21 protein-coding genes are annotated in these 25,004 nt (G+C 42.8%); 12 read left to right on the forward strand and 9 right to left on the reverse strand.

The window, feature by feature from the left end; all coding sequences use genetic code 11:
- The first annotated feature begins 17 nt into the window (after positions 1-17).
- Entirely contained in the window at positions 18-1,805 is a 1,788-nt protein-coding gene (gene lepA / locus KXD93_RS04225) for a translation elongation factor 4 (protein WP_258135614.1), read from the forward strand.
- A 113-nt stretch (positions 1,806-1,918) separates the two neighbouring features.
- Positions 1,919-2,800: a bifunctional 5,10-methylenetetrahydrofolate dehydrogenase/5,10-methenyltetrahydrofolate cyclohydrolase gene (locus KXD93_RS04230; protein WP_258135615.1), complete on the forward strand. Its 882-nt coding sequence runs from the start codon at positions 1,919-1,921 to the stop codon at positions 2,798-2,800.
- A 13-nt stretch (positions 2,801-2,813) separates the two neighbouring features.
- Here KXD93_RS04230 and KXD93_RS04235 read toward each other — a convergent pair whose 3' ends face one another.
- From KXD93_RS04235 to KXD93_RS04250, 4 genes are all read right to left on the reverse strand, one after another.
- A complete protein-coding gene (locus tag KXD93_RS04235; RefSeq protein WP_258135616.1) occupies positions 2,814-5,582 on the reverse strand; it encodes a family 78 glycoside hydrolase catalytic domain in 2,769 nt (922 codons plus the stop codon).
- A gap of 64 nt (positions 5,583-5,646) precedes the next feature.
- A complete protein-coding gene (locus KXD93_RS04240) occupies positions 5,647-6,081 on the reverse strand; it encodes a hypothetical protein (RefSeq protein ID WP_258135617.1) in 435 nt (144 codons plus the stop codon).
- A complete protein-coding gene (locus KXD93_RS04245; RefSeq protein ID WP_258135618.1) occupies positions 6,078-6,410 on the reverse strand; it encodes a Rieske (2Fe-2S) protein in 333 nt (110 codons plus the stop codon). The genes KXD93_RS04240 and KXD93_RS04245 overlap by 4 nt, the downstream gene beginning before the upstream one ends.
- A 5-nt stretch (positions 6,411-6,415) precedes the next feature.
- Positions 6,416-7,180: a hypothetical protein gene (locus tag KXD93_RS04250; RefSeq protein ID WP_258135619.1), complete on the reverse strand. Its 765-nt coding sequence runs from the start codon at positions 7,178-7,180 to the stop codon at positions 6,416-6,418.
- Between the two features lie 174 nt (positions 7,181-7,354).
- On the opposite strand from KXD93_RS04250, the gene KXD93_RS04255 reads away from it, so the two are divergent.
- From KXD93_RS04255 to KXD93_RS04265, 3 genes are all read left to right on the forward strand, one after another.
- A complete protein-coding gene (locus tag KXD93_RS04255) occupies positions 7,355-7,978 on the forward strand; it encodes a 7-carboxy-7-deazaguanine synthase QueE (RefSeq protein WP_258135620.1) in 624 nt (207 codons plus the stop codon).
- 169 nt (positions 7,979-8,147) lie between these two features.
- Positions 8,148-10,049: an OmpA family protein gene (locus KXD93_RS04260; protein ID WP_258135621.1), complete on the forward strand. Its 1,902-nt coding sequence runs from the start codon at positions 8,148-8,150 to the stop codon at positions 10,047-10,049.
- Between the two features lie 73 nt (positions 10,050-10,122).
- Positions 10,123-10,773: a carbohydrate-binding protein gene (locus KXD93_RS04265; protein WP_258135622.1), complete on the forward strand. Its 651-nt coding sequence runs from the start codon at positions 10,123-10,125 to the stop codon at positions 10,771-10,773.
- Positions 10,774-10,849: 76 nt separating this feature from the next.
- Here the strand turns inward: KXD93_RS04265 and recQ are convergent, their stop codons facing one another.
- A complete protein-coding gene (gene recQ, locus KXD93_RS04270; protein WP_258135698.1) occupies positions 10,850-13,042 on the reverse strand; it encodes a DNA helicase RecQ in 2,193 nt (730 codons plus the stop codon).
- Between the two features lie 243 nt (positions 13,043-13,285).
- Here recQ and KXD93_RS04275 point away from each other — a divergent pair, with 243 nt between their 5' ends.
- The gene (locus KXD93_RS04275) at positions 13,286-14,371 is read left to right on the forward strand and encodes a mannose-1-phosphate guanylyltransferase (protein WP_258135623.1); all 1,086 of its coding nucleotides are present in this window, start codon (positions 13,286-13,288) and stop codon (positions 14,369-14,371) included.
- Between the two features lie 99 nt (positions 14,372-14,470).
- Here KXD93_RS04275 and rlmB read toward each other — a convergent pair whose 3' ends face one another.
- Complete coding sequence (gene rlmB / locus KXD93_RS04280) at positions 14,471-15,244, reverse strand: 23S rRNA (guanosine(2251)-2'-O)-methyltransferase RlmB (protein ID WP_258135624.1); 774 nt, start codon at positions 15,242-15,244, stop codon at positions 14,471-14,473.
- A 348-nt stretch (positions 15,245-15,592) separates the two neighbouring features.
- Here rlmB and dnaB point away from each other — a divergent pair, with 348 nt between their 5' ends.
- On the forward strand, positions 15,593-17,170 hold the full coding sequence (gene dnaB / locus KXD93_RS04285) for a replicative DNA helicase (RefSeq protein ID WP_258135625.1): 1,578 nt from the start codon (positions 15,593-15,595) through the stop codon (positions 17,168-17,170).
- Between the two features lie 85 nt (positions 17,171-17,255).
- On the opposite strand, the gene chrA is transcribed toward dnaB, so the two are convergent.
- Positions 17,256-18,455 (reverse strand): chromate efflux transporter, encoded by a 1,200-nt coding sequence (gene chrA, locus KXD93_RS04290; protein WP_258135626.1) that lies wholly within the window; start codon positions 18,453-18,455, stop codon positions 17,256-17,258.
- 154 nt (positions 18,456-18,609) lie between these two features.
- Positions 18,610-18,954, reverse strand: coding sequence for a tetratricopeptide repeat protein (locus KXD93_RS04295; RefSeq protein WP_258135627.1), 345 nt, complete (start codon positions 18,952-18,954; stop codon positions 18,610-18,612).
- Positions 18,955-19,059: 105 nt separating this feature from the next.
- Between KXD93_RS04295 and KXD93_RS04300 the strand changes: the two genes are divergently transcribed.
- The 5 genes from KXD93_RS04300 (at position 19,060) to KXD93_RS04320 (ending at position 23,941) form a co-directional block, all read left to right on the forward strand.
- Positions 19,060-19,797, forward strand: a complete 738-nt coding sequence (locus tag KXD93_RS04300) for an electron transfer flavoprotein subunit beta/FixA family protein (RefSeq protein WP_258135628.1) — start codon at positions 19,060-19,062, stop codon at positions 19,795-19,797.
- A 32-nt stretch (positions 19,798-19,829) separates the two neighbouring features.
- A complete protein-coding gene (locus KXD93_RS04305) occupies positions 19,830-20,807 on the forward strand; it encodes an electron transfer flavoprotein subunit alpha/FixB family protein (protein WP_258135629.1) in 978 nt (325 codons plus the stop codon).
- Positions 20,808-20,833: 26 nt separating this feature from the next.
- Positions 20,834-21,439 carry a bifunctional nuclease family protein gene (locus tag KXD93_RS04310; RefSeq protein WP_258135630.1) on the forward strand — a complete coding sequence of 202 codons (606 nt, stop codon included), beginning with the start codon at positions 20,834-20,836 and terminating at the stop codon, positions 21,437-21,439.
- A 149-nt stretch (positions 21,440-21,588) separates the two neighbouring features.
- Positions 21,589-22,848, forward strand: a complete 1,260-nt coding sequence (locus KXD93_RS04315; RefSeq protein ID WP_258135631.1) for a nucleoside permease — start codon at positions 21,589-21,591, stop codon at positions 22,846-22,848.
- A 28-nt stretch (positions 22,849-22,876) separates the two neighbouring features.
- On the forward strand, positions 22,877-23,941 hold the full coding sequence (locus tag KXD93_RS04320; protein ID WP_258135632.1) for a DUF3667 domain-containing protein: 1,065 nt from the start codon (positions 22,877-22,879) through the stop codon (positions 23,939-23,941).
- A gap of 2 nt (positions 23,942-23,943) precedes the next feature.
- On the opposite strand, the gene KXD93_RS04325 is transcribed toward KXD93_RS04320, so the two are convergent.
- On the reverse strand, positions 23,944-24,993 hold the full coding sequence (locus KXD93_RS04325) for a glycoside hydrolase family 53 protein (RefSeq protein WP_258135633.1): 1,050 nt from the start codon (positions 24,991-24,993) through the stop codon (positions 23,944-23,946).
- Positions 24,994-25,004: the final 11 nt, after the last annotated feature.

Consider the following 25,004-nt stretch of genomic DNA (forward strand, 5'->3'; position numbering starts at 1 on the left):
GCTATTTTTGCGCTTCAATGGAACACATTCGTAATTTTTGTATAATAGCACATATCGACCACGGTAAAAGCACACTTGCCGACAGGTTATTAGAATATACCAACACCATCACCCAGCGCGAATCGCAGGCACAATTGCTTGATGATATGGACCTGGAACGTGAGCGCGGCATCACCATAAAAAGTCATGCCATCCAGATGGACTATGAGCTTGACGGTCAGAAATATGTGCTAAACCTGATTGATACCCCGGGGCACGTAGATTTTTCGTACGAGGTTTCCCGTTCCATCGCAGCTTGCGAAGGTGCTTTGCTAATAGTTGACGCAGCGCAGGGCATCCAGGCGCAAACAATATCTAACTTATACCTTGCTTTAGAAAACGACCTGGAGATCATCCCGGTTTTAAATAAAATGGATCTTCCCGGCGCTATGCCAGAGGAGGTTAAAGACCAGATAGTTGAGCTCATCGGCTGTAAACGTGAAGATATTTTGGCCGCATCCGGTAAAACAGGAATGGGTGTTCATGATATTTTACGCGCCATTGTCGCTCGTGTCCCTGCTCCTGTCGGCGATCCGGAGGCGCCTTTACAGGCATTGATCTTTGATTCAGTTTATAACTCGTTCCGCGGTATCGTGGCTTACTTTAAAGTAGTTAACGGCGAGATTCGCAAGGGTGACAAAGTGAAATTTTTCGCTACTGAAAAACAGTATATAGCTGAAGAAGTTGGTACGCTAAAATTAAAACAGCTCCCCAAGGATGTGATCAAAACCGGTGACGTGGGTTACATCATATCAGGTATTAAGGAATCAAGAGAAGTAAAGGTTGGTGATACCATCACTACCATCGCCCGTCCGTGCGAGTCTGGGATCCAGGGTTTTGAGGAAGTAAAACCAATGGTATTTGCCGGGATTTACCCGGTTGATACGGATGAATATGAAGAGCTGCGCGAATCGATGGCTAAGTTGCAACTAAATGATGCATCACTGGTTTTTGAACCCGAATCATCAGCGGCATTAGGCTTCGGCTTCCGTTGCGGGTTCCTTGGAATGCTGCACATGGAGATCATCCAGGAGCGGTTGGAACGCGAGTTTGACATGACGGTGATCACTACGGTCCCCAACGTATCCTATATCGCTTATACAACACGAGGCGAACCTATCGTAGTAAACAACCCGTCTGATCTTCCTGATCCAAGTAAGATAGATTATGTGGAAGAGCCTTATATCAAGGCCACCATCATTACCAAGTCGGAGTTTGTTGGGCCGGTAATGTCACTATGTATCCAGAAACGCGGGTTTATAAAAAACCAATCCTATTTAACTTCGGATCGCGTTGAGTTGATCTTCGAGATGCCGATGGGTGAGATTGTATTTGATTTTTACGATAAGTTAAAAACCATTTCAAAAGGGTACGCTTCATTCGATTACCACCAGATAGGTTACCGCCGGTCTGATTTAGTTCGTTTGGATATTCGCTTAAATGCGGAGCCGGTTGATGCTTTATCATCATTGATCTTTAGGGGCAACTCCTACGAATTTGGTAAAAAGATCTGCGAAAAATTAAGAGAGTTGATCCCGCGCCAGCAATTTGAAATTATTATCCAGGCGTCTATTGGCGCCAAGATCATAGCCCGCGAAACCGTAAAGGCTCTCCGCAAGGACGTTACTGCCAAATGTTACGGTGGTGACATTTCCCGTAAGCGTAAGCTATTGGAAAAACAGAAAAAAGGTAAAAAACGCATGAGACAGGTTGGGAATGTGGAAATCCCGCAATCAGCGTTTATGGCAGTGCTGAAACTGGATTAATCGCCCCCCGGCCCCCTAAAGGGGGAGCTGAAAACGCGATCTTAATTATTGCTCCCCCTTCAGGGGGTTGGGGGGCTAAACTATTTATTACCCCTTTAGGGGGTTAGGGGCAAATGAATTTACTCGACGGAAAATACGTATCAGAAAAACTCAAAGGCGAAATAGCCGAATCAGCAGCTAAAATATTGGCCGAAACCGGGCGTAAGCCGCATTTGGTTGCGGTGCTTGTTGGTCATGATGGCGGCAGCGAAACTTATGTTGCCAGTAAAATAAAAAACTGCGAGGCTGTAGGTTTTAAATCAACTTTAGTACGTTATGAAGGTGATGTAACCGAGGAAGAATTATTGGCGAAGGTAGCAGAGCTTAACGCCGATGCAGATATCGACGGGATCATTGTTCAACTTCCTCTGCCAAAACACATTGATCCAGAGAAAGTAACCGAGAAGATCGATTATCGCAAGGACGTTGATGGGTTCCACCCTGTTAACCTGGGTCGGATGCAGCGTAACCTGCCATCATTCATTCCTGCTACTCCGTATGGTATTACTTTGATGTTGAAGGAATATGGTATTGAAACAGCCGGCAAGCATTGCGTGGTAGTTGGCCGCAGTAATATTGTTGGCTCACCCATGAGCATACTGATGGCGCGCAACACCACTCCGGGCAACTGTACGGTAACCATTTGCCATAGCCGCACACCTGATATCAAAAAATTCACGCTTGATGCTGACATCCTTATAGTAGCCATTGGCAAGAAGAACTTCATTACTGCTGACATGGTGAAAGATGGTGTTGTAGTAATTGACGTTGGCATGAACCGCGAAACCAGCACCGTTACCAAATCGGGCTTTAAACTTTACGGGGACGTTGACTTTGAGAATGTATCTAAAAAAGCGTCATGGATCACTCCGGTACCGGGCGGCGTTGGTTTAATGACCATCATCGGCTTGTTGAAGAATACATTGGCTTCGGCTAATAAGGAGGTTTATAAATAACCGGCTGTTTGATTTATCTATTGTTTTTCACAGAAAAAGAATAGTTGCCGGAACCAACAGCTAAAACAGCTCTGCCGTTTTCATATCTTAACAACTTTATATCGCTGCGGTTATGCACCGGCCTGCCGCCCTCGGTCATCAAACTATTTTTGCCGGCGGGCAAATAAATTACAGCAGTTGTATTAACTGGGATGGTGGTTTGCATGGTGAATAAATTGCTGTTCTTATTCCACTTATTGGATATTACGCCATAAGGAGATAAGTAACTTGCAGTAGCCCATGAAACATTTCCTACGGGTTCAGGCCTGATGACTATCTTGTCAAAAGCTACAGCGTTTGAATCCGGGCGGATGCCGCTTAGTCCGCTGTAAAACCATTCCATTAAATGACCAAGCATAAAATGGTTGTTTGACGAACTTGGGGCTCCTTGCCATGATTCAGTGAGAGAAGTAGCGCCCCTTGCCAATTGATAGCCATAGCCCGGAACATCCGATCTGCTATTCATATCAAATATCACATCCGACCGGCCTGCATCATCCAGCACTCTCAAAAGGTATCTATACCCTATGTCTCCGGCTGTTAGTCCATTATTATGCTGGCGAATATCCTTCACGATATTTTCAATAACAGCCTCCTTAAAGGCCGGATCTACAATACCTGTATAAACAGCCATGGCATTTGCTGTTTGGCTGCCGGCCCCGTACTGCTTGGTTGATTTGTTGAAAAAAGTATTATTAAAAGCTGTTTTAACTTCGTTGGCTAATACGGAGTATCTGATCGCATCATCATTCTTTCCCAATAAGCGGGCTACTTTTGATAGAATGGTAAGGTCATAATGATAAATAGCAGTTCCGGTTATGCCCTGTGGTGTTAATTGTGATACCCCCGGGTCTTCCGGCCCCAGGTCATACCAGTCGCCCAGGCCGAAATAGAGTACGTTATCTTTTGACCTTTTTTGCAGATAAGCTGCATAACGCCCCATCATATCATAACTTTCTGACAATATTTGTTTATCGCCGTACCATTGATATATGTAATATGGCATTATGATCCCGTTACTCCCCCATTCCGGAGAATCACGAAACCCGCCACCGAATTTAACGTATTCGGGTGCAATATCGGGGATCAATCCTTTGGGGGTTTGCGAGTTGATCATATCTCTTACCACTTTACGGCACAAGGTGGCTATGTCGTAATTATACCTGATGGATGGCCCTACCAGGTGGGCCTCTTCCAGCCAGCCGAGCTTCTCGCGATGAGGGCAATCCGTAAAAACACTTGCAGTGTTACTTCTTATGGCCCAGTCAATAAGCTTGTACGTTTTATTGAACAAATTATTTGAGCATTTAAAGGTCCCAATGCCTGCAGCGGAATTGCGGGTATGCAAACTTTTTAAAGCCAGGATTACAGGCAGCTGTTTCGTATTTAGTTGTCCCAGGGGCGTCGCACCCTCAACCTGGATATACCTAAAACCATAATACATAAACTGTGGGTGCCAGGATTCTGTTCCATTTCCCTTAAGGGTATAATTAAAATACACAGGAGTACCGACGGCTTCCTGTGTAACCATGCCTTTATTATCCAATAGCTCGGCAGGCGTTAGCTTAACAACCGCTCCTTTATTACCGTTCACGGTTATAAATGGAATGGCAGAAGCGTTTTGCCCCATATCATAAACCCACACCCCCGGCTTTGGTTGAGAGACTTTTATAGGCGAAAACTGCTCAAATATTTTCAGCGGCTCTTCAGCTTGAATATCCAGCTTTTCAGGGCCGTCAACCACAATTGCATTTTTCCATTTTGAGTCGTTGAAGCCAGGTTGGCTCCAGCCTTTTTGCTCAAGATTTGCGTCATAATCTTCCCCGCCATAAATACTTGAAAAAACTACCGGCCCCGGCGCGGTTTTCCATGATTGGTCGCTGATGATATCTTCCTCGCTTCCATCCTCGTATTGCAAGGCAACCCGGCAGATCATTTTAGGATAGCCAAACGCGCCCTTTAGCTTGTGGTACCGTTCGCCGGGAATATAATAAAACCCATTTCCCAGCATTACACCAATCGCATTTTTACCCTGCTTTAATTTATCAGTGATATCAAATGCAACATACAGGGCATGTTTATCATATTTTGTCCATCCGGGATCTAAGAAATGATCTCCCACCTTTTCGCCATTAACACTTAAATCGAATTGGCCCAGCCCGGTTATAAAAACTGTTGCCTTGCTTATTTTTTTATTTAGTGTAAATTCCTTTCGTATAATTGGCAAGACATCTTTCCCCTCATTAAACCGTTTGTCATTGGTGTCTTCAAGCCCTGTAATTAAAAGTAACGAATCCGGCAATTTCTCATACGCAATCCATTTGGCGCCCTTCCATTCTGATTTTGATAGCAGCCCCATTTGCCACCTTCCAACCTTGCTCCAGGCAGACGAATGATGCAGATTGCCCCAAACCATTACTTTCCAATAGTAAGCTTTTGTGGATTCAAGTTTCTTTCCCGCAAAAGGAATTTGAAGGGATTGCGGCGACAATGTTTTTTTTGAGTCCCAAATATCACCAACGTTTTTTTGCAAAAGCGAAGCATCGCTGGCTACCAGAATTCTATAAGCTGTTTGCTTTAAATTACGCTGATCGCCCTTAATTTGCCAACTCAGAGCGGGATTTTGAGTGTCTACTAATATTGGGGCGTCTTTATACTCACAAGTTAGGTTGGTTACGGTAGTTTGGGCCGATAAACTTACGGTTATAACCAGGAGTAATAGAGTAACAACGAGCTTCTTCATCTATATCATAAATAAAAACAGGATATTAATTGATGACGGCCGCTGTTGATCATCCCGGCACTAATCAGCTTAAAAATTCCGCAGGAATTTGATAGTTCTCGTTCTCATCACTCCAGGCCATTGACGTGATTTTCCAGCTGTCATCAACCCAAACGTATTGGATATAGTTGATTCCGCGCGGCAGGTTTTCTATTTCGTGATCGGCAAAGCTGTATTCGTATACACTCAGGCGCTGCGCTACTTTTCCGAAGATATCTGTTTTTGAAAATAGTTCGCGCTGCATAAACTGCTTAAGCGTGCCATCTGCAATTTGTGCCTCCAGGGTTTGTAAAAACGTTTCCGTGGTAAAGGTTACAGGCTTGCCGGAGCTATTATTTACCAGCAAACCATCGGCATAAAACAATCCCCTAACAGTTTCCAGGTCAGGTTGCTCAGCGTCCTGGAAGCTAAGCGATTCGTAAAAGTCTTCAGTTATATAATCTACTGCGCGTGCGTTCATTTATTAAATAATTGTTTTATATCATCCCAAACAGACGTTGTGCCAACGCAAACTACGCCATTTTCTATTTTAACAGGGTACGTTTTAATGTAATCCTGCGCCCCCTTCCCGGTTTGCAAATCAAATGAATAACCATGAACCGGGCAAATAATTTTATTGTTTTCGCACGATCCAAGGCTCAGATCAAAACCCTGGTGCGGGCAAATGGCCGATACGGCAAACAACTTCCCCTCGTAGCCAACAACGCAAATACTTTTGTCGGCTATTTTTACTTTTTGGATGAAAGGTTTATCGGTGTCCGTAATTTCTGGAAATGAATACCACTTCATAAGTGTCAAAAATCGATCTTCAGGTTCATTAATGACGGGTTTTTCATTACATCATCCATGTTAGTGATCAGCGTAACGCGCCGTCTGTCGGCAGACACAATTGCCTTGGCATTATTTACTCTTTTTACCGGCCTTGCAAAATTCAATACCACCTTGTATGGCATATCTATCAGCATGGCTTTAGCCATTGAAAATGCAGACGAAGTTTTCTTTAAAAATGCGTTAAATTTAACTTTGTCTATAATGCGGTAAAATTTGTGGGGGGTAATTTCATAGGTATAGTAATCTTCACCTGCTACCAATTGCTGCGCATCGATACCCAATGGCGGCTTCTGCCCCTTCGCAACAGCCTTAAGCTGGCTGTTTACCGGGATCTTTGAAATGTGTTTGAGGTAATATTCAAGATCTGCCGAGTTTTTCGCCAGGTGATTTACGCTTACCTTCATTATGTTTTTGCGGAGATTCATTTTTATGGACAGGTCGCTGCTCCTCGCCATATTGGCTTCTGCAACACTCATTTTCTGTTGCGTACTGTCTGGCAGGGCCGTGTAAAAGTTTAAAGTAGTATCCTTAACCAGCGAGAATTGCGGGGTGGCTTTAACCGAGTCGGACATAAGGTTCATCAGCACCGAGACAGCGCTGCCCATATCAAAGCCATAAACTACGTTGCAAGAACCGTCCTGTTTGAAATTATACTGCTCCTCAATGTCGACACACGATGAGAAGCAGAGCAAAACGAAAAATAGAACCAATAAGTAAGGTTTTTTCATAATGCAAAATTTACGTAATAATAAGGAAAAAAGCAGAAAGCCAAAAGAATAAAGCTTTTTTATAGCTGAAATGTAAATTTACGCAATGCGGCTTAGCTTTTTGCTTTCTGCTTTCTACTTTCGGCCTTTAACGCTTTCTGATTTGAGCTCAAAACCGTACTTTTGCGGCCTATTATGGCACACCAGATACCGGAAGATGGCACGTTGCTTCCATTAATGGAAGAATTTTACACGATACAGGGCGAGGGGTACAATACAGGTAAAGCTGCTTATTTTATCCGGCTCGGTGGCTGCGACGTGGGCTGCCATTGGTGCGATGTTAAGGAAAGCTGGGATGCTGAACTTCATGCGCTAACATCTGCTGATCAGATAATTAAAAACGCATCTAAACATCCGTCGAAGGCTGTAGTGGTAACTGGTGGTGAGCCTTTGATCTACAATCTTGACTACCTGACGGCAGGATTACAAAAAGCGGGCATCAAAACTTTTATAGAAACTTCAGGCGCTTACCCCCTATCCGGTAATTGGGATTGGATTTGTCTGTCCCCTAAAAAATTTAAATCTCCCATGCATTTGGTAGCCGCAAATGCCGATGAACTCAAGGTGATTATTTTTAACAAGTCGGACTTTGCTTTTGCCGAGGAGAATGCAAAACTCGTTTCGCCAACCTGCAAATTATTCCTGCAACCAGAATGGTCCAAATCGAAGGAAATGATTCCCCTGATTGTAGAATATGTAATGAATAACCCGCAATGGGAGATCTCCCTGCAAACTCATAAGTATCTTAATATCCCATAAATTAGATTTAAGAGGTTAGATTTGATATTTGAGACAAAAAACTAAATACCAACCAAATAAAGTTCTAAAGCTCTAATTTATAGTGCAAATAATCTCAAATCTCTCGTCTCAAATCTCATATCTTAATTAAAAAATGTAACTTAGGATACGAAATCACGTATCAAAACCAATGAGAGTATTAGTCTTCTCGGTTCTGTTATCATTAATATCCGTTTTTACAATCGCCCAACAGAGGCAATACTCTACCACCGATAGAGCCGCTATAAAATATTTCGCCCTGGCAAACACGAGTTTAGACGACCATCTTTATGATGAGGCCGTTGAAAACTTGCAAAAAGCCATACAGGAAGACGATAAATTTGTTGAAGCACACGCTGTTTTAGGCGATTTGTTGCGCCAGATGCGCAGGTACAAAGAATCTATTGATCAGTATACCAGGGTTATTGCATTGAACCCGGAATTTAGTCGCGGAATATACCTTAAAACCGGCGAGCTGGAAATAAACAACGCCCAATATGTCAGGGCGCAGGAGCATTTACAAAAATATTTAACCTACCCTAATATTGAGGACAAGGATATTTACAAAGCAAAAAAACTGATAAACGATTGTATCTTCAGCATACAGGCAATTGCACACCCCGTTCCGTTTAAACCAATTAACATGGGGGCTGAAATTAATACTGCTGATGATGAATATCTCCCGGTGGCCACTGCCGATGAGGGCATGCTGATATTTACCCGCAAAATAAATAATAACGAGGACTTTTATAAAAGCATGAAAGTCGACAATAAATGGCAGACCGCTACCTATTTAAGCAACCAGATAAATACGCCGCAATACAATGAAGGTGCCGAATCCATTTCCCAGGATGGCAAATATTTATTTTTTACCGGGTGCAACCGCCCTGACGGCCTTGGGCGCTGTGATATATACATTGCGCAAAAAAAAGGCGATGACTGGGGCAAGCCATTTGATTTAAGTCCGCCGGTTAATACAACGGGTTGGGAGTCACAACCATCGATAAGTGCAGATGGTAAAACACTGTATTTTGTGAGTAACCGCAAAGGCGGATATGGAGGTTATGATATCTGGAAGTCCACTCTTTCTGAAAAAGGTTGGGGAGATCCTGAAAATCTCGGGCCAAATATTAATACCATTTATGATGAACAATCGCCTTTCATTCACCCCGACGACAGTACTTTGTACTTTTGCTCAAATGGATGGCCGGGATTAGGTGGAAAAGATCTGTTTGTTAGTCGCTTAAGTAAGGAGGGCAAATGGCAAAAACCGGAAAACCTTGGTTACCCCATCAACTCAAGTGGCGACGAAAACGGGCTAAGCCTTACTGCTAACGGTACCTATGCATTTTTCTCATCGAACAATTTAAATGGATACGGTGGATTCGACATATACACGTTTGAACTGCCGCCTAATTTACGCCCGCACCAGGTTACTTATGTGAAAGGTACTGTTAACGATGCAAAAACTAAGGCGCCATTGGAGGCTGCCGTTGAAATAATCGACCTGCTGAAAAACCAGGCAGTGTTCCAGGACTATAGCGATGCAAAGCAGGGGGACTTTTTAGCAACACTCACAGCGGGTAAAAACTATGGTCTCAATATTTCAAAAAGCGGGTACCTGTTCTACTCTGCTAACTTTTCATTGATCGGGCACGAACCGAAAAATCCATTTAACATCTCGGTTTTATTGGAGCCGATAGAAATTGGCAACAAGGTTATTCTAAACAACATATTTTTCGACACCAACAAATTTGATCTTAAACCAGAGTCGGTTGCCGAACTGGATCAATTGGTTTCATTTTTAACAGTAAACCCTACCCTGCACATCGAAATTTCAGGACATACAGATAACGTAGGTAACGATCAGCTTAATCAAACGCTTTCTGAGAATCGCGCCAAATCAGTTTATCTTTATTTGATAAACAATAAGGTTGTGGCTTCCAGGCTCGTTTTTAAAGGATACGGCAAAACCCAACCTATTGCACCAAATACAACCGAGGATGATCGTAAAAAGAACCGGCGGACAGAGTTTAAGATAATTGCGAAGTAGTTATTAGAGATTGGAGATCAGAGATTAGTTGAATTGCGGATAGTTTACGTTTAGGATCAACTTATTATATAAAATGAAAATTCGCCTACCTCTCCTCCTTATCGTCGCAGCAATTTCAAGTTCGTTCATTTATCAAATTTCTTATTCCGGCAAACCATGGCAAGGTAAACCGCAACATATCCCCGGGAAAATTGAATGCGAGTTTTATGATCTCGGCGGAGAGGGCGTTGCTTATCATGATTCAGACAGCGTTAACAATGGCAGCGGTAAGCTTAACCCGGCCAATGGCAGTTATCTGAACGAATTCAGAATGAAGGAGGGCGTTGATATTTCCTATACCAAATCGCACGATATTGATAATAATCCTTATAGCAAAGTATTCCCAAAAATGGATCAGCTGTACGTTGGATGGACAATGCCCGGCGAATGGATAAACTACACGATAAAGGCAGACCGGACGGCAGCTTACAGAGTGGGTTTAATGTACACCGCCAATGGTGACGGAATTATCGCCCTTGATTTGGATGGCAAAGCGATAGCTAAAAATCTAAAGATAACATCAACTCATAACGACCAGGACACGGTTAAGTGGCGACAATGGCATCATTGGAATAAAGCAGATTCATTAACCACTGTAAGAATTAATAAGGGAATCCATATGCTCACCCTCCACATTGTGGCTAATGGGAATATGAATTTCGACTACCTGGAATTTAAAAAATAAAAGCCTCCGGAATTAACCAGAGGCTCAATATTTATAACGTCATACATCACATCCCCATGAGATATCTGTACGAAAATTAATTCCCCATTTCAGACAAGAACTTTATCCTCATCAACTGGATCTCCTCTATTGTATAATCATCGCTTCCAAGTTCTGCAAGCGCATCATCTATCGAGTCGGCTTCAGCGGTACGGAAATAGTCAAAGATCTCTTCCTGCTTATCCTCGTCAATAATTTCGTCGATATAATAATTCAGGTTAAGCTTGGTACCTGAGTTTACAATAGTTTCAACTTCCTTAAGGATCTCCTCGTAGGATAAACCTTTGGAAGCGGCTATATCATCCAGGTTCAAATGCCGGTCGATATTTTGGATGATAAATACCTTTAGCGCTGATTTATTAGCGGCGCTTTTGATCACCATATCAATAGGACGATCGATATCATTATCCTCAACGTATTTCTGGATCAGATCGGTAAAGGGCTTGCCGAATTTAAGCGCCTTGCCAGCTCCTACACCAGAGATCTGTTTAAGCTCATCCGTAGTGATCGGATAATGTGTACACATTTCCTCAAGCGACGGATCCTGGAATATAACGAACGGAGGCAATCCCTTTTGTTTAGCAAGCTTTTTGCGCAGGTCCTTAAGCATCTGCAGCAACTCGGTATCTAAAGCCCCGCCGCCCTGTTTAGGGCCGTCTGCGTCTTCGTCGTCATCCGTAGCACCCATTGCCTTGTTTAATACAAACCGGATACTGTAAGGATTATCAATAAAGGAATTTCCCAGTTTGGTTAAATGCAACAAACCGTATTGGTCAATATCCTTTGCCAGAAAATTATTCAGTAGCGCCTGCCTTAGCAATGAGTTCCATAGGTTCAGGCCATCTTCCTTGCCCGATCCAAAATAATCGAGCTGATCATGCTCATAATTTTTTATCTGTGCATTATCCTCACCCATCAGGATATTGATGATGTGGTGATCGTCAAATTTCTCACCTATTTGTTTTATCAGGCTGAGTGCTTTATGCAGGTGCAATTCGCCATCAAAATGTTCCTTAGGCCCGCAGCAATTATCGCACATGTTATTACAACCGGCCTCGTTAAAGTTTTCACCGAAGTAATGAAGTAATTGTTTACGGCGGCAAACAGATGATTCAGCATAGTCTATTACCTCCTTCAAGATCTGTGTGCCTATCTCCCGTTCGGAAACGGGCTTATCCTTCATGAATTTCTGCAGCTTGTCAATATCCTTTTCAGAATAGAATGCTACGCAAACACCCTCACCCCCGTCGCGACCAGCGCGGCCGGTTTCCTGGTAATACCCCTCCATGCTCTTAGGCACGTCGTGGTGTATCACATAACGAACATCGGGCTTATCAATGCCCATACCAAAGGCAATGGTAGCTACAATAACATCTACATCCTCCATCAGGAATTTATCCTGGGTATCGGCGCGCACCTTGGGATCTAAGCCTGCATGATATGGTAATGCCTTTACACCGTTAAGGTTAAGCGCTTCGGCAACTTCCTCTACCTTTTTACGGCTGAGGCAATATATAATTCCTGATTTTCCCTGGTTTTGCTTAACAAACTTAACAATCTCCTTTATAACATTACGTTTAGCCCGCACTTCATAAAATAGGTTGGAGCGGTTAAACGATGATTTGTAGATAGTGGCGTTATTCATCTGCAGGTTCTTCTGGATATCCTGCTGAACCTTAGGGGTAGCTGTTGCAGTTAAGGCTATAATTGGAATATTATCACCAATATTGCTGATCACCTGCCTGATCTTACGATATTCCGGGCGAAAGTCATGACCCCATTCCGAAATACAATGTGCCTCATCAACTGCAACGAAGGAAACCTGGTTAAGGCGTAAAAAATCAATATTTTCCTGTTTGGTCAGAGATTCCGGAGCTACATAAAGCAGTTTGGTTTTACCAGCTAATACATCTTCCTTTACCCGTGAAATATCTGATTTTGTTAGTGAGGAATTTAAAAAGTGGGCGATGCTGTCCGAACCTCCAAAGGCCCTAAGCTGGTCAACCTGGTTCTTCATTAAAGCAATTAGCGGAGAGATCACGATCGCCGTTCCCTCGCTCATTAAAGCCGGCAATTGGTAGCACATTGACTTGCCACCACCGGTTGGCATAATCACAAATGTGTCGTTACCCGCCAGAATATTAGTTATAATCGCTTCCTGCTCCCCCTTAAAATTATCGAACCCGAAAAAGTTCTGGAGGTTATCAAAAAGCGACTTCTTAGTTTCTATCATTATAAACGTATTCTTGATTGTATTTAAAAGTTTAAAGTAACAAATTTTTCTGAATAAACGATGGATTTACTTTAAAATTTTATATAAAAATGATTATTCTTTTAAAAACAATTTGTTTCTTTAGCCCGTTTAACATGCGATATCTGCGGCGTGCCTTTATTTAGTTTTAATTAGTTCAATAATTACAAATTATTACCCAAATTTGCGGCGCGTATACCAAATTAAATTGTTTAAACACACATGAATAAAAACTACTACGCCATTATCATGGCAGGCGGTATAGGAAGTCGTTTTTGGCCAATCAGCCGCACATCCCATCCCAAACAATTTATTGATATACTGGGTACCGGAAAAACACTGATCCAAAACACCTACGAACGTTTCCTGAAAATTTGCCCCAAAGAGAATATTTTCGTTGTAACCAATGAGATTTATACCGACCTGGTAAAACTGCAGCTGCCGGATATGCCCGAAGGGCAGATCCTTACCGAACCTGTGATGCGTAACACCGCGCCTTGTGTGGCTTACGGATCATTTAAAATTGAAAGCCTTAATCCTGATGCTGCAATTGTGGTTGCACCATCAGATCACCTGATACTTGATGAGGTTGCCTTCATCAGCGCCATTGAGAAATCACTGGAAGTCGCGTCGACAAATAATTGCCTGATCACGCTTGGTATAAAGCCGTCAAGGCCCGACACCGGATATGGCTACATTCAGTATACCGAGCAAAGCCTTAAAAATGATTTCTACAAGGTTAAAACCTTTACAGAGAAACCGACGCTGGAAATAGCGAAGACATTCCTGCAAAGTGGCGACTTTTTATGGAACGCAGGCATCTTCGTATGGTCGGCAAAGGCAATTGTGAATGCATTTAGCAGCTACCTGCCCGACATGCATGAAATTTTTGCTGAAGCAAGGCCGGTATATAATACCAATGACGAAAAGGCACATATCCACAAAACATACTTACAATGTACCAATATTTCGATTGATTATGGAATTATGGAAAAGGCAGATAACGTGTATGTATTACCTTCCGAATTTGGCTGGAGCGATTTAGGTACATGGGCCTCTATCTATGACCTTGCAGACAAGGATTATGTAGGCAACGCAGTCATTCCGGCTGATAAGGTGATCATGTACGATTCATCAAACTGTATGGTAAATGTACCCGGCGAAAAACTGGTGATATTACAGGGGCTTCATGATTACATAGTAGTTGAAGCAAATAATACCTTACTGATCTGCCCGCGCGACCAGGAGCAAAATGTCAAGAAAGTTGTCGCCGACGTGAAGCAGCAGTTTGGCGCGAAATATATATAGAATGCCCCCCGCCCCCTAAAGGGGGAGAAAAAACTCAAAGCCCTGTTTTTTTAAATAGGGCTTTTGTTTTTTTATAGATTTGCTAATCAAAAGCCCCCTTTAGGGGGTTTGGGGGCCTAATCTTTGGCGGATGGCCTCGTATAGTATTACGCCCGTAGCAACTGACACATTCAACGATTCGATTTCACCATACATCGGAATTTTTGCCAGGTGATCTGCAATGCGAATAATATCGTTGCGTACGCCATCTTCTTCCGAACCCATCACAATTGCAGTTGGGACGGTATAATCTGGTTTGTAAATGTATTCTTGTGTTTTTTCGGTACAGCAAACCAGTTGCAGGCCCGATTCCTGCAGAAACTTCACTGTTTGCATGAAATTATCGTGCCGGCAAACCGGGATCTTATACAATGCACCCGCAGAAGTTTTAATAGCATCCGGGTTAACTTGTGCCGATCCTTTTGCCGGAACCACTATGGCGTGAACCCCGCTGCATTCGGCGGTGCGGGCAATGGCCCCCATATTACGCACATCGGTAATGGAATCAAGCACCAGGATCAACGGCACCTCTCCCTTTTCATATATCGTCGGAATGATATCCTCAATTTTTTGATAAATAATTGGCGAAATAAAGGCAATCACACCCTGGTGATTTTTCATGGTGATACGGTTCAACTTTTCAACCGGTACCTGCTGGGCTGTTATATTGTATTCATGCAGTAAAGCCCGTAACTCGTTTAACAATTCGCCGCCGATACCGCGCTGGATGTATAACGATTCAATTTCTTTACCCGAACGGATAGCCTCAATAACTGCACGGGTACCAAAAACCACCTGGTTGCTTTCGCGGGGCTCCCTGTTGTTGTACGACATTGTAAAATATTAAATTAAGGCTGTAAAAGTAGCCATATTAATTGATTTAGCCTTTATTGAACTATTGCACCAATTTGGTTTTTTTCTTAAAGATTTGATTTAGGAAAATATGTTATTAACATTTCAAAACTTTATTAACACATGGTTAGTTTGTTGATTTATAAGCGCAAATTTCGTATCTTAACATTTTACTAACAGTTGGTGTTAATAAAGTATTTTTCCCAACATCTTTTGTTGATTTCATAACAGTTAAAAAAATAAAGTTATCAACCTTTTAAAAAGGCCTGGAAAAACCAGTTTGAAATCATTATTCGATACCAGTTATTTTTTGTATATTTTTGACGCCTTATGATTTTGGAGAACGATAATCAATACAATAAGCCGAATACTACCGACCGGAGAAACAGGATAACAACCCCAACCCCTTATAGCGGGCTTGGCAAGCTTCCACCCCAGGCAATTGACCTGGAAGAGGCAGTTTTAGGTGCATTAATGCTCGAAAAAGATGCATTGTCTTCTGTAATTGACATCTTAAAGGCAGATGTTTTTTATAAGGACAGCCACCAAAAAATATTTGCTGCTATCCGGATGTTGTTTGAGAAATCATCTCCTGTCGATATCCTTACCGTTACCGCTCAGCTTCGCCAGCAGGGCGAACTGGAAATGATTGGCGGCGCTTATTATATTACAGAACTTACCAATCGTGTAGCATCTGCAGCAAACATTGAATATCACTCCCGGATCATCATCCAAAAGTTTATCCAGCGCGAGCTAATCAGGATCTCTACAGATGTGATCCAAAGCGCCTATGAAGACACTTCAGATGTACTCGACCTGTTAGACCGCGCGGAAAAGAATCTTTTTGAGATTGCCCAAAACAACCTTCGCCGCGATTCACGAAAGATGGACGATCTGATGCACGAAGCGTTGAAGGAAATTGAAGCACTTAAAGATAAAAAGGATGGATTGACCGGTGTTGCATCAGGATTTACAGATCTTGACCGTATGACGTCAGGCTGGCAAAAATCCGACCTTGTGATTATAGCTGCCCGTCCTGCAATGGGTAAAACGGCGTTCGTGTTAACCTGTGCTCGTAATGCAGCCGTTGATTTTAACAAGCCTGTCGTTGTATTCTCGCTCGAAATGTCGTCTGTTCAGTTAGTTAACCGTTTAATATCCGGGGAAACTGAAATTGAGCAGGAAAAGATCCGTAAGGGAAATATGGAGGAATGGGAATGGCAACAAATTCACTCTAAAATTGGCAGACTAGAGGCAGCTCCCCTGATAATTGATGATACCCCTGCCCTTAATATCTTTGAATTCAGGGCAAAATGCCGCCGTTTAAAATCGCAACATGATATTCAATTGATCATTGTCGATTACCTGCAGTTGATGCACGGTAAGGCTGCTGACGCCAAAGGCGGTGGTAACCGCGAACAGGAAATTGGTAGTATCTCAAGGGCATTAAAATCTGTTGCCAAGGAATTAAACGTACCAGTAATTGCGTTATCGCAGTTAAGTCGTGCGGTTGAAAGTCGTCCCGGTGGTTCAAAAAGACCGATGCTTTCGGATTTGCGTGAGTCCGGTTCAATCGAGCAGGATGCGGATATGGTGTTATTCCTTTACCGTCCTGAATATTACGGATTAGAAGTTGACGAAGATAATATGCCGACAGCCGGCGTGGGTGAGGTAATTATAGCCAAGCACCGTAACGGTGAAACAGGCAGGGTAAGGCTAAAATTTGTGGGCAAATTTGTTAAGTTTACCGACCTTGACCAGGGAATGGGCATGGATGGAGGCTTCTCACCCGGTAATGCATTTGCAGGATTAGCGCCATCACAGGACTTTGACAAACCAAGCAATTTTATCATCCGACCATCAAAAATGGATCAGATGGATGATGACGATGGTATTCCGCCGTTTTAGGCCAGCCCCCCCGGCCCCCTAAAGGGGAAGAAAAAAACAAGTTTGCAATTAAAAAGCCCCCTTTAGGGGGTTTAGGGGCTGCGCTTTAAAATACCAACCCCAAAGCAATCCCAATTATTATAATAAACGGCGCCTTTATTTTAGTAAAATTCAACAGTACAAAAGTAGCGCCCATTATCAAGTAGGCCATCCAGTTGAGACCGAATGGGCGTACCAATAATATTAATGCGGTTGCCATAAAGCCCACAGCTACCGCATTTATCCCGCTAAGAGAGTTTTTTATCCGGGTTATTTTTTTCAGGTCGTTCCAAAAGGGAACTATAAATAAAATAAGTATAAGCCCCGGCGAGTTTATGCCGATAACCGCTACCACACTGCCAAAAACCTGGCCAATTACCCCTCCCCCTTTGTTGCCCATAGTAATCCCTCCCAAAAATGAGGTAAATGAAAAAGTCGGCCCCGGCAGGATTTGTTGTAAGGCGTATCCTGAAAGAAATTCTGAACTTGTAAGGTAGTGCTTAACGCCGACAAATTCGGTATACATCAATGGCACCAGCACTTGCCCCCCGCCAAAAATGAGAATGCCGTTACGATAGAAATTTTCAAATAAGCGGATCGGCAAACTAAAAACCGATGTCTGGTTTACCACTGCACCCAATGCCGCAAATAGCAACAGGATACCGATAAAGTAGGTTACTTTGTTAGGGTTTACATTTGAAAACAGCTTAACACGCAATTCATTTTCCTGTGGTTGTGTCTCCATCGCAGATGAAATAATCCCACCCAATAATATAAGCAACGGAAAGGCATAGGCATTTTGAAGGATCAACGTGGCTATCAATGAACCAATTGCCAGCATGGTGCTCACCCTTGTTTTTAAAAATCTATCGGCAAATATATAGGTGGCGTATGCTACTATTCCAACAGCTATTGGCTGCACAAAACGCAGGATCTCTGTAAATTGAGCCTTATTTGCGAACATGCCATAGCTGATTGCAGCGAGGCACATAATTGTTGCAGATGGCAGTACCCATATCAAAAAGGTAATAATTGCAAGCCGTAAACCGCCTACCTTCCACGCAATACCGACTAATGTTTGGGTTGATGAGGGGCCTGGTAACAGTTGAGCCAAAGCATTAAGCTCCATTAACTCCTCCTCCGTAATATAACGCCGCTTCTCAACAAACTCACGCAGTAAAACAGCAATATGCGCCTGCGGCCCACCGAAGGCGGTAAAAGTGTATAGCGTTACGTCGCGCAGGAAGATTAGCTCCTTCTTTGTCATGAGTTAGTTCACGGTTGATGGTTCATAGTTCATAGCCGAGAAAGAGTGTAGTTTATAGGTTATCATTAAGTAATAAAAACGTTGAATTGAATTTTGCAATATCCTAATCGCATGTGAAGCTACCATGAACTATGAACCATCAACTACGAACTCCTTAATAATCATCATCGTCATCATCCCCAAAGCCTGTCAGCGCATTGTATACGCCCTGTAATTCGGAGAATGCGTGGTTGTCACGTTGTTCCCGGCTTACAAGCATACCCGTTTCGTAGGTGTTTATCGCATCCTGCTTCCGGTCCAGCGCTTCGTACAATTTGCCTAAATGATAATAAGTACCAACATAACTGCGATGATTATTTACAAGGTCCTCGTAATAGGCCAGCGCTTTATCTGTTTCATTGATACGCAGATACTCGGTTGCCAGCGCATACTTCAGGAACGGATCATCCGGTTCATTCTTAATAAATTCCAATAGCTTCTCTAATCTGCTTATCTGCATTTTAAACTCTCTCTTTTTTAACTAAATTTGCACAAACCTATTATGACTGAAAAACAATTTGTTTCTCTATTACTTATAGGTATTCATCCTTAAAAATACACCAAGATGAAAATCCTTGTTTGCATCAGCAACGTTCCTGATACCACGACAAAAATAACTTTTACTGATAACAACACGCAATTTAATACGGCAGGTGTTCAATTTATATTAAACCCTTACGATGAGATTGCTTTGGCACGAGCCATTGAGCTAACAGACGGTGGTAACGGATCTGTAACCGTAATAAATGTTGGCGAGGCTGCTACAGAGCCTACCATCCGCAAAGCGCTTGCTATTGGCGCAACGGATGCAGTACGGATAAACGCAAAGGCGCATGATGCCTGGTATGTAGCGTACCAGGTTGCCGAATATGTAAAGGCAAATTCATTCGACCTTATTTTAACGGGGCGCGAATCTATAGATTACAATGGATCGAAGGTGGCAGGGATGCTGGGCGAACTTTTAGATCTGCCATCAGTATCAATCATTAAAAAACTGGATATCGAAGGAGGAAATGTAACCGTTGAACGCGAAATTGAAGGCGGCAAGGAAATATTGACCATTCCATTGCCAATAGTCGCTGGTTGTGCAGAAGGGGTTGCCGAACCTAAGATCCCAAATATGCGGGGCATCATGTCGGCACGCACCAAACCGTTAACAATTGTTGAACCAATTGAGGTAAAGAACTTTTCAGAGGTCATCAGTTATGAAACGCCTGCACCACGCGGACAAGTAAAACTAGTATCAGTTGATGATACAGCTAAACTGGTTGATCTGCTGCACGAAGAAGCACGGGTTATATAACATCACACATTAATTGATCTTATAATTTTAATATGTCAGTTTTAATATATACGGAGAACGCAGAAGGCAAATTCAAGAAATCAACTTTTGAAGCTGTTTCTTATGCCCGTGCCATCGCCGATCAAAATAACACCAACCTGGTAGCCATATCTATTGGCGACGTCAGCAATGATGAACTTGCCGGCCTTGCCAAATACGGAGCTGATAAGGTTTTAAACGTTTCGAACACGAAGCTTAAGAACTTTATAAACCAGGCTTACGCATCTGTTATTGCCGACGCAGCAAAAAAAGAAGGAGCGGACATAATTGTATTATCCAATTCTTTTTCCGGCCGTGGTTTAGCGCCACGCATTGCCGTAAAAATCGAAGCTGGTTTAGCCGATGGGGCAGTATCTCTGCCCGAGCAAAATGGGGGTAAGTTTACTGTTAAAAAAACTGCATTCTCAGGAAAGGCATTTGCAGTGGTTGAATTAACCACCGCAAATAAAGTGATCTCGTTAACACCAAACTCATATAAGTTAGTTGAAAAGGCTGTAACTCCGGCTATTGAAGATTTTTCTTCAGAAGGCAATGCTTCTGATTTTAAAGCCATGATCAAGGAGATCGTTCGCTCAACAGATAAAGTTTCTCTGCCTGACGCAGACATTGTGGTTTCGGGCGGCCGCGGCTTGAAGGGACCTGAAAATTGGGGTATGGTTGAAGAACTTGCGGGTTTGTTAGGCGCTGCTTTGGCCTGTTCAAAACCTGTTTCAGACAGTGGATGGCGACCGCATAGCGAACATGTTGGACAAACTGGTATAGCTGTCAGTCCAAATTTGTATATTGCAATAGGAATTTCGGGCGCTATTCAGCATTTGGCCGGGGTTAGCTCCTCAAAGGTTATTGTTGTGATCAACAAGGATCCCGAGGCACCGTTTTTCAAGGTAGCAGATTACGGCATTGTTGGCGATGCATTTGAGGTAGTACCAAAATTGATTGCAGCAGTTAAAGAATACAAAGCTTCGGCATAAAAAGATCAGTTGTGATGGGTAATGATATGAAAAAAATAAAACTGGACATTGTTGGCTTATCCTACAGCCAAACGCAGTCTGGTGCCTATGCTTTAGTTTTGGGCGAGGTAAGCGGCCGGCGGCGATTACCGATCATCATCGGTAGCTTTGAGGCGCAGGCAATCGCCATTGAGATAGAGAAGATGACTCCAAGTCGTCCGCTCACGCACGATCTTTTTAAAAGTCTTGGCGAGGCCTACAATATTAAGATCCAGGAAATAATTATTTATAATCTCGTCGACGGGATCTTTTACTCCAAACTGATCTGTTCAGATGGTAAAAAGGTAGTAGAGATAGACGCCCGCACCAGCGATGCCATAGCGGTTGCAGTAAGGTTCGACTGCCCTATCTACACCTACGAGTTCATTCTTTCAACTGCAGGCATTGTAATTGAGGGTAACGATTTTGTTTACCTCGAAAACATTAACGAAACCAAGGAGGAAAAAACAACTGCGGCGGCTACTTCAACCGGTGGATTTGGCTCATTAAGTGTTGACGAGTTAAAGTCGAAATTACAGGAAGCATTGGCAGAGGAATCATATGAAAAAGCTGCTAAGATCCGGGACGAACTAAACCGCAGAAAGGCTTCCTAAGTACAAAATTGCTAATGTTTTCTTCTAATTGTAATATTATTTTGACTCATCTTCATTTCTGCGGTTGAAGGTTCTTGATTTTCCTTTTATTTCCCTATTTTCCCCTTTTGGTTTAACGCAGGCAACAACTGATCTTAACTCGGCACTTTATGAATATTAAGTTTCGCTTAATACTAATGAACATTATGCAATACTTCATATGGGGGGCATGGCTCATTACCATTGGAGCGTATTGGTTTCAAAACAAACATTGGTCGGGGGCGCAATTTGGAGCCATATTTTCTACAATGGGAATTTCGGCCATTTTTATGCCGGCACTTACCGGGATAATAGCCGACAGATTTATAAATGCTGAAAAACTATACGGCACTATGCATATCTTAGGTGCTGCGGTCTTATTCTGTTTACCACTGGTAAAAGATCCGACAACTTTTTTCTGGGTGCTATTGCTTAACATGGTATTCTATATGCCTACGTTGTCATTATCAATAACAGTTGCCTACTCAGCCTTAAAAAAGAACGACATTGATATTGTTAAGGAATACCCTCCTATCAGGATTTGGGGAACGATCGGTTTTATAGCCGCATTATGGACGGTCAGCCTTACTCATAACGAAACTTCAGCCAACCAATTTTATATTGCGTCTGCGGTGGCGCTTGCGCTTGGAATTTATTCCTTTACGCTTCCGAAATGTCCGCCACTGGGAAGTAAAACGGTACACAAATCATTTGCAAGTTCGTTAGGGCTGAACGCTTTTTCATTATTTAAAACACCCCGGTTCGCCATCTTCTTTGTTTTCTCCATGTTACTCGGCGCTGCATTGCAGCTAACCAATGCCTATGGCGATACTTATATTCATGATTTTGCTAAAGTAGCAGCGTACAAAGGATTGGTTGCCGTAAAATACCCGGCGATCATCATGTCTATTTCCCAATTTTCGGAAACCATTTTCATCTTAGCGATCCCATTTTTCTTACGAAAATTCGGGATTAAATATGTTATGCTGTTCAGCATGCTGGCGTGGGTTTTAAGATTTGGCCTTTTTGCCATTGGCGATCCCGCCGGCGGGCTGTGGATGATCGTTTTGTCGTGCATTGTATATGGTATGGCATTCGACTTCTTTAACATTTCAGGATCCCTATTTGTGGAAACACAGATCCCTCCTGAGATCAGGGGCAGCGCCCAGGGTTTATTTATGATGATGGTGAACGGGTTCGGCGCGTTATTTGGTAGCTTTACAAGCGGGATGATCATCGATAAATTTTTCACACATGCCGATCAAAGCAAAAACTGGAATGGCATCTGGTTCACTTTTGCAGCGTATGCACTGGTGATTGCGATAGTTTTCCCATTTGCATTCAGGTACAAGCATACTCCGGAGCTTAAGAGAGCTATAGAGACAGCATAATTATAGAAAATAATTTTTCAGACTAACTATGAAAAAACATTACCGCAAAGAAAACGACTGCCTGAATTGCGGAACTGTATTAGAAGGGAAATTTTGCCACAACTGCGGCCAGGAAAACCTGCAGATAAAGGAAAGCTTTGGCCATATGATGAACCATGCCATAAGCGATTACTTCCACTTCGACCAGCAGTTTTTCCATACATTAAAGCCACTGCTTATTAAACCAGGTTATCTTACCAATGAATATATGGCCGGCAGGCGTGCTCAATACCTGCACCCGGTTAAAATGTATATTTTTATAAGTTTAGTGTATTTTGTTCTGTTGTTTCAAAATGCGCATGAAAAGGTAACGGTTAAACCCTTAAATCCAGCAAAACCGGTTGCAACGAGATTGAAAGCAGATTCGGTAAATCAACAAATCGCTAAAAATCCCAATCTAAGCGCTGCTCAAAAAAAACAGATCCAGCAACAGGTAACAAGCTATGCCGGAGGAATTGTTAAAGTAACCCATACGGACGACACGGATACAGCTGAGTTACGGCACGGCTTATTTGCAACCAAAGACACCAGCTATGAACAATACCTGGCCGAACAGCAGAAGCTGCCGGCAAATAAGCGTGATGGATTTTTAAAAATGCAGATCCACAAAAGAGTTATTGTTTATAACCATAAATATGGCTCGAGAGCTAAAGAGGTATTCTTTGAGGAGGTTAAGCACAACATCCCTAAGATGATGTTCCTGATGCTGCCTTTATTTGCCTTGATCCTTAAGATAACTTTTTTTAAAAACCGTAAATTTTACGTGGAGCATTTGATCTACACGTTCCATTTGCACTGTTTCCTTTTCATATTCCTGACATTTATTATGCTGCTGGAACTAATTATTCCGACAGATTGGTCTATTATAGATTGGATAAACCTGGTTTCTACAGCGTATATTACCTGGTATATATTTCGTTCACTAAGGGTAGTTTATAACCGCAGTGTCTTTCGTACCATCACTAAAATGATAGGGATGTTTATCATGTACTGGTTTGTTTTTACTTTTTCCGTCGTGGTGGTGCTCTGTATTACTGCGTTGCTTGCGGCCTGACATTAATTACCGAAGGCATCGAGTGCTACTGTTGGTTTGCCTGTACCGTCAAAAGCGCCAAGACCATAACTCTGCCAATTATATGCTTCTGGCTCCCAATAAAATACGCCAAGGCCGTTACTGCCCGAAACAGAATTTACTTTGGTGACGATATCGGAAAGAAAATCACGGGAGGTGTTTGCCGATGCTGCGTCCATTCCAACCTCAACCACCATGCACGGCGTTGAATACCGCGATACCATGTCCTTTATGTTTGCCAGGCATTGACTGTCAAGGGTTGTCCAGTTATCGGTAGATGGATACAGTGACATCCCGATAATATCCCATTGGGCGCCATTTGCCTTTAACCCGTCAAACATCCACCGGAATAGACTATTATCAAACCCGTTAGAAATGTGAACAATTACCTTTGTTGTACTGCTAATCGATTTTACAGCAGAATAACCGCTTTTTATCAGCGCCGCAAAATTAGCCATGCTTTTTGAGGCCCGTCCATCCTCCCACAGCATCCCGTCGTTGGTTTCGTTGCCTACCTGTACCCAATCAGGCGTAATCCCGTTGTTTTTCAGGGTGGTCATAACGTTTACGGTATAATCGTGTAGTGTTGTTGTCAGTGTGGCAAAAGCCAGCGACGTCCATGCTGCCGGCTTCGGTTGCTTGCCGGGATCGGCCCAGCTGTCTGCATAATGAAAATCGATCATTATTTTCATGCCGGCTGCTTTTGCGCGTAAGGCTTTTGCCACAACATCATTTGTATTACACCAGCCGTCGGCAGGATTAACCCATGCCCTTAACCTAATTGAATTAAAACCAAGGCTCTTTATCAAAGCAAAAAGATCCTGTTGCTTGCCGGTTTTATCATAAAATTTATACCCGGATGATTCCATTTGTGTAACCCAGCTAATGTCGGCCCCCTTGGCAAAAGTTGAGGAAACAGCCGGTGCTTTGTAAACTATGGGATCGGTTGGTTTAACTTGTGTGCTTCCCTTATTTGAACAGGAAAGCATTAACAACACCGGGCAGCAGTAAAACCACAACACTTTTCTCATCATGAATTTATTCG

The sequence above is a fragment of the Mucilaginibacter phenanthrenivorans genome (assembly GCF_024721155.1).
GTDB classification, from domain to species: Bacteria; Bacteroidota; Bacteroidia; order Sphingobacteriales; family Sphingobacteriaceae; genus Mucilaginibacter; species Mucilaginibacter phenanthrenivorans.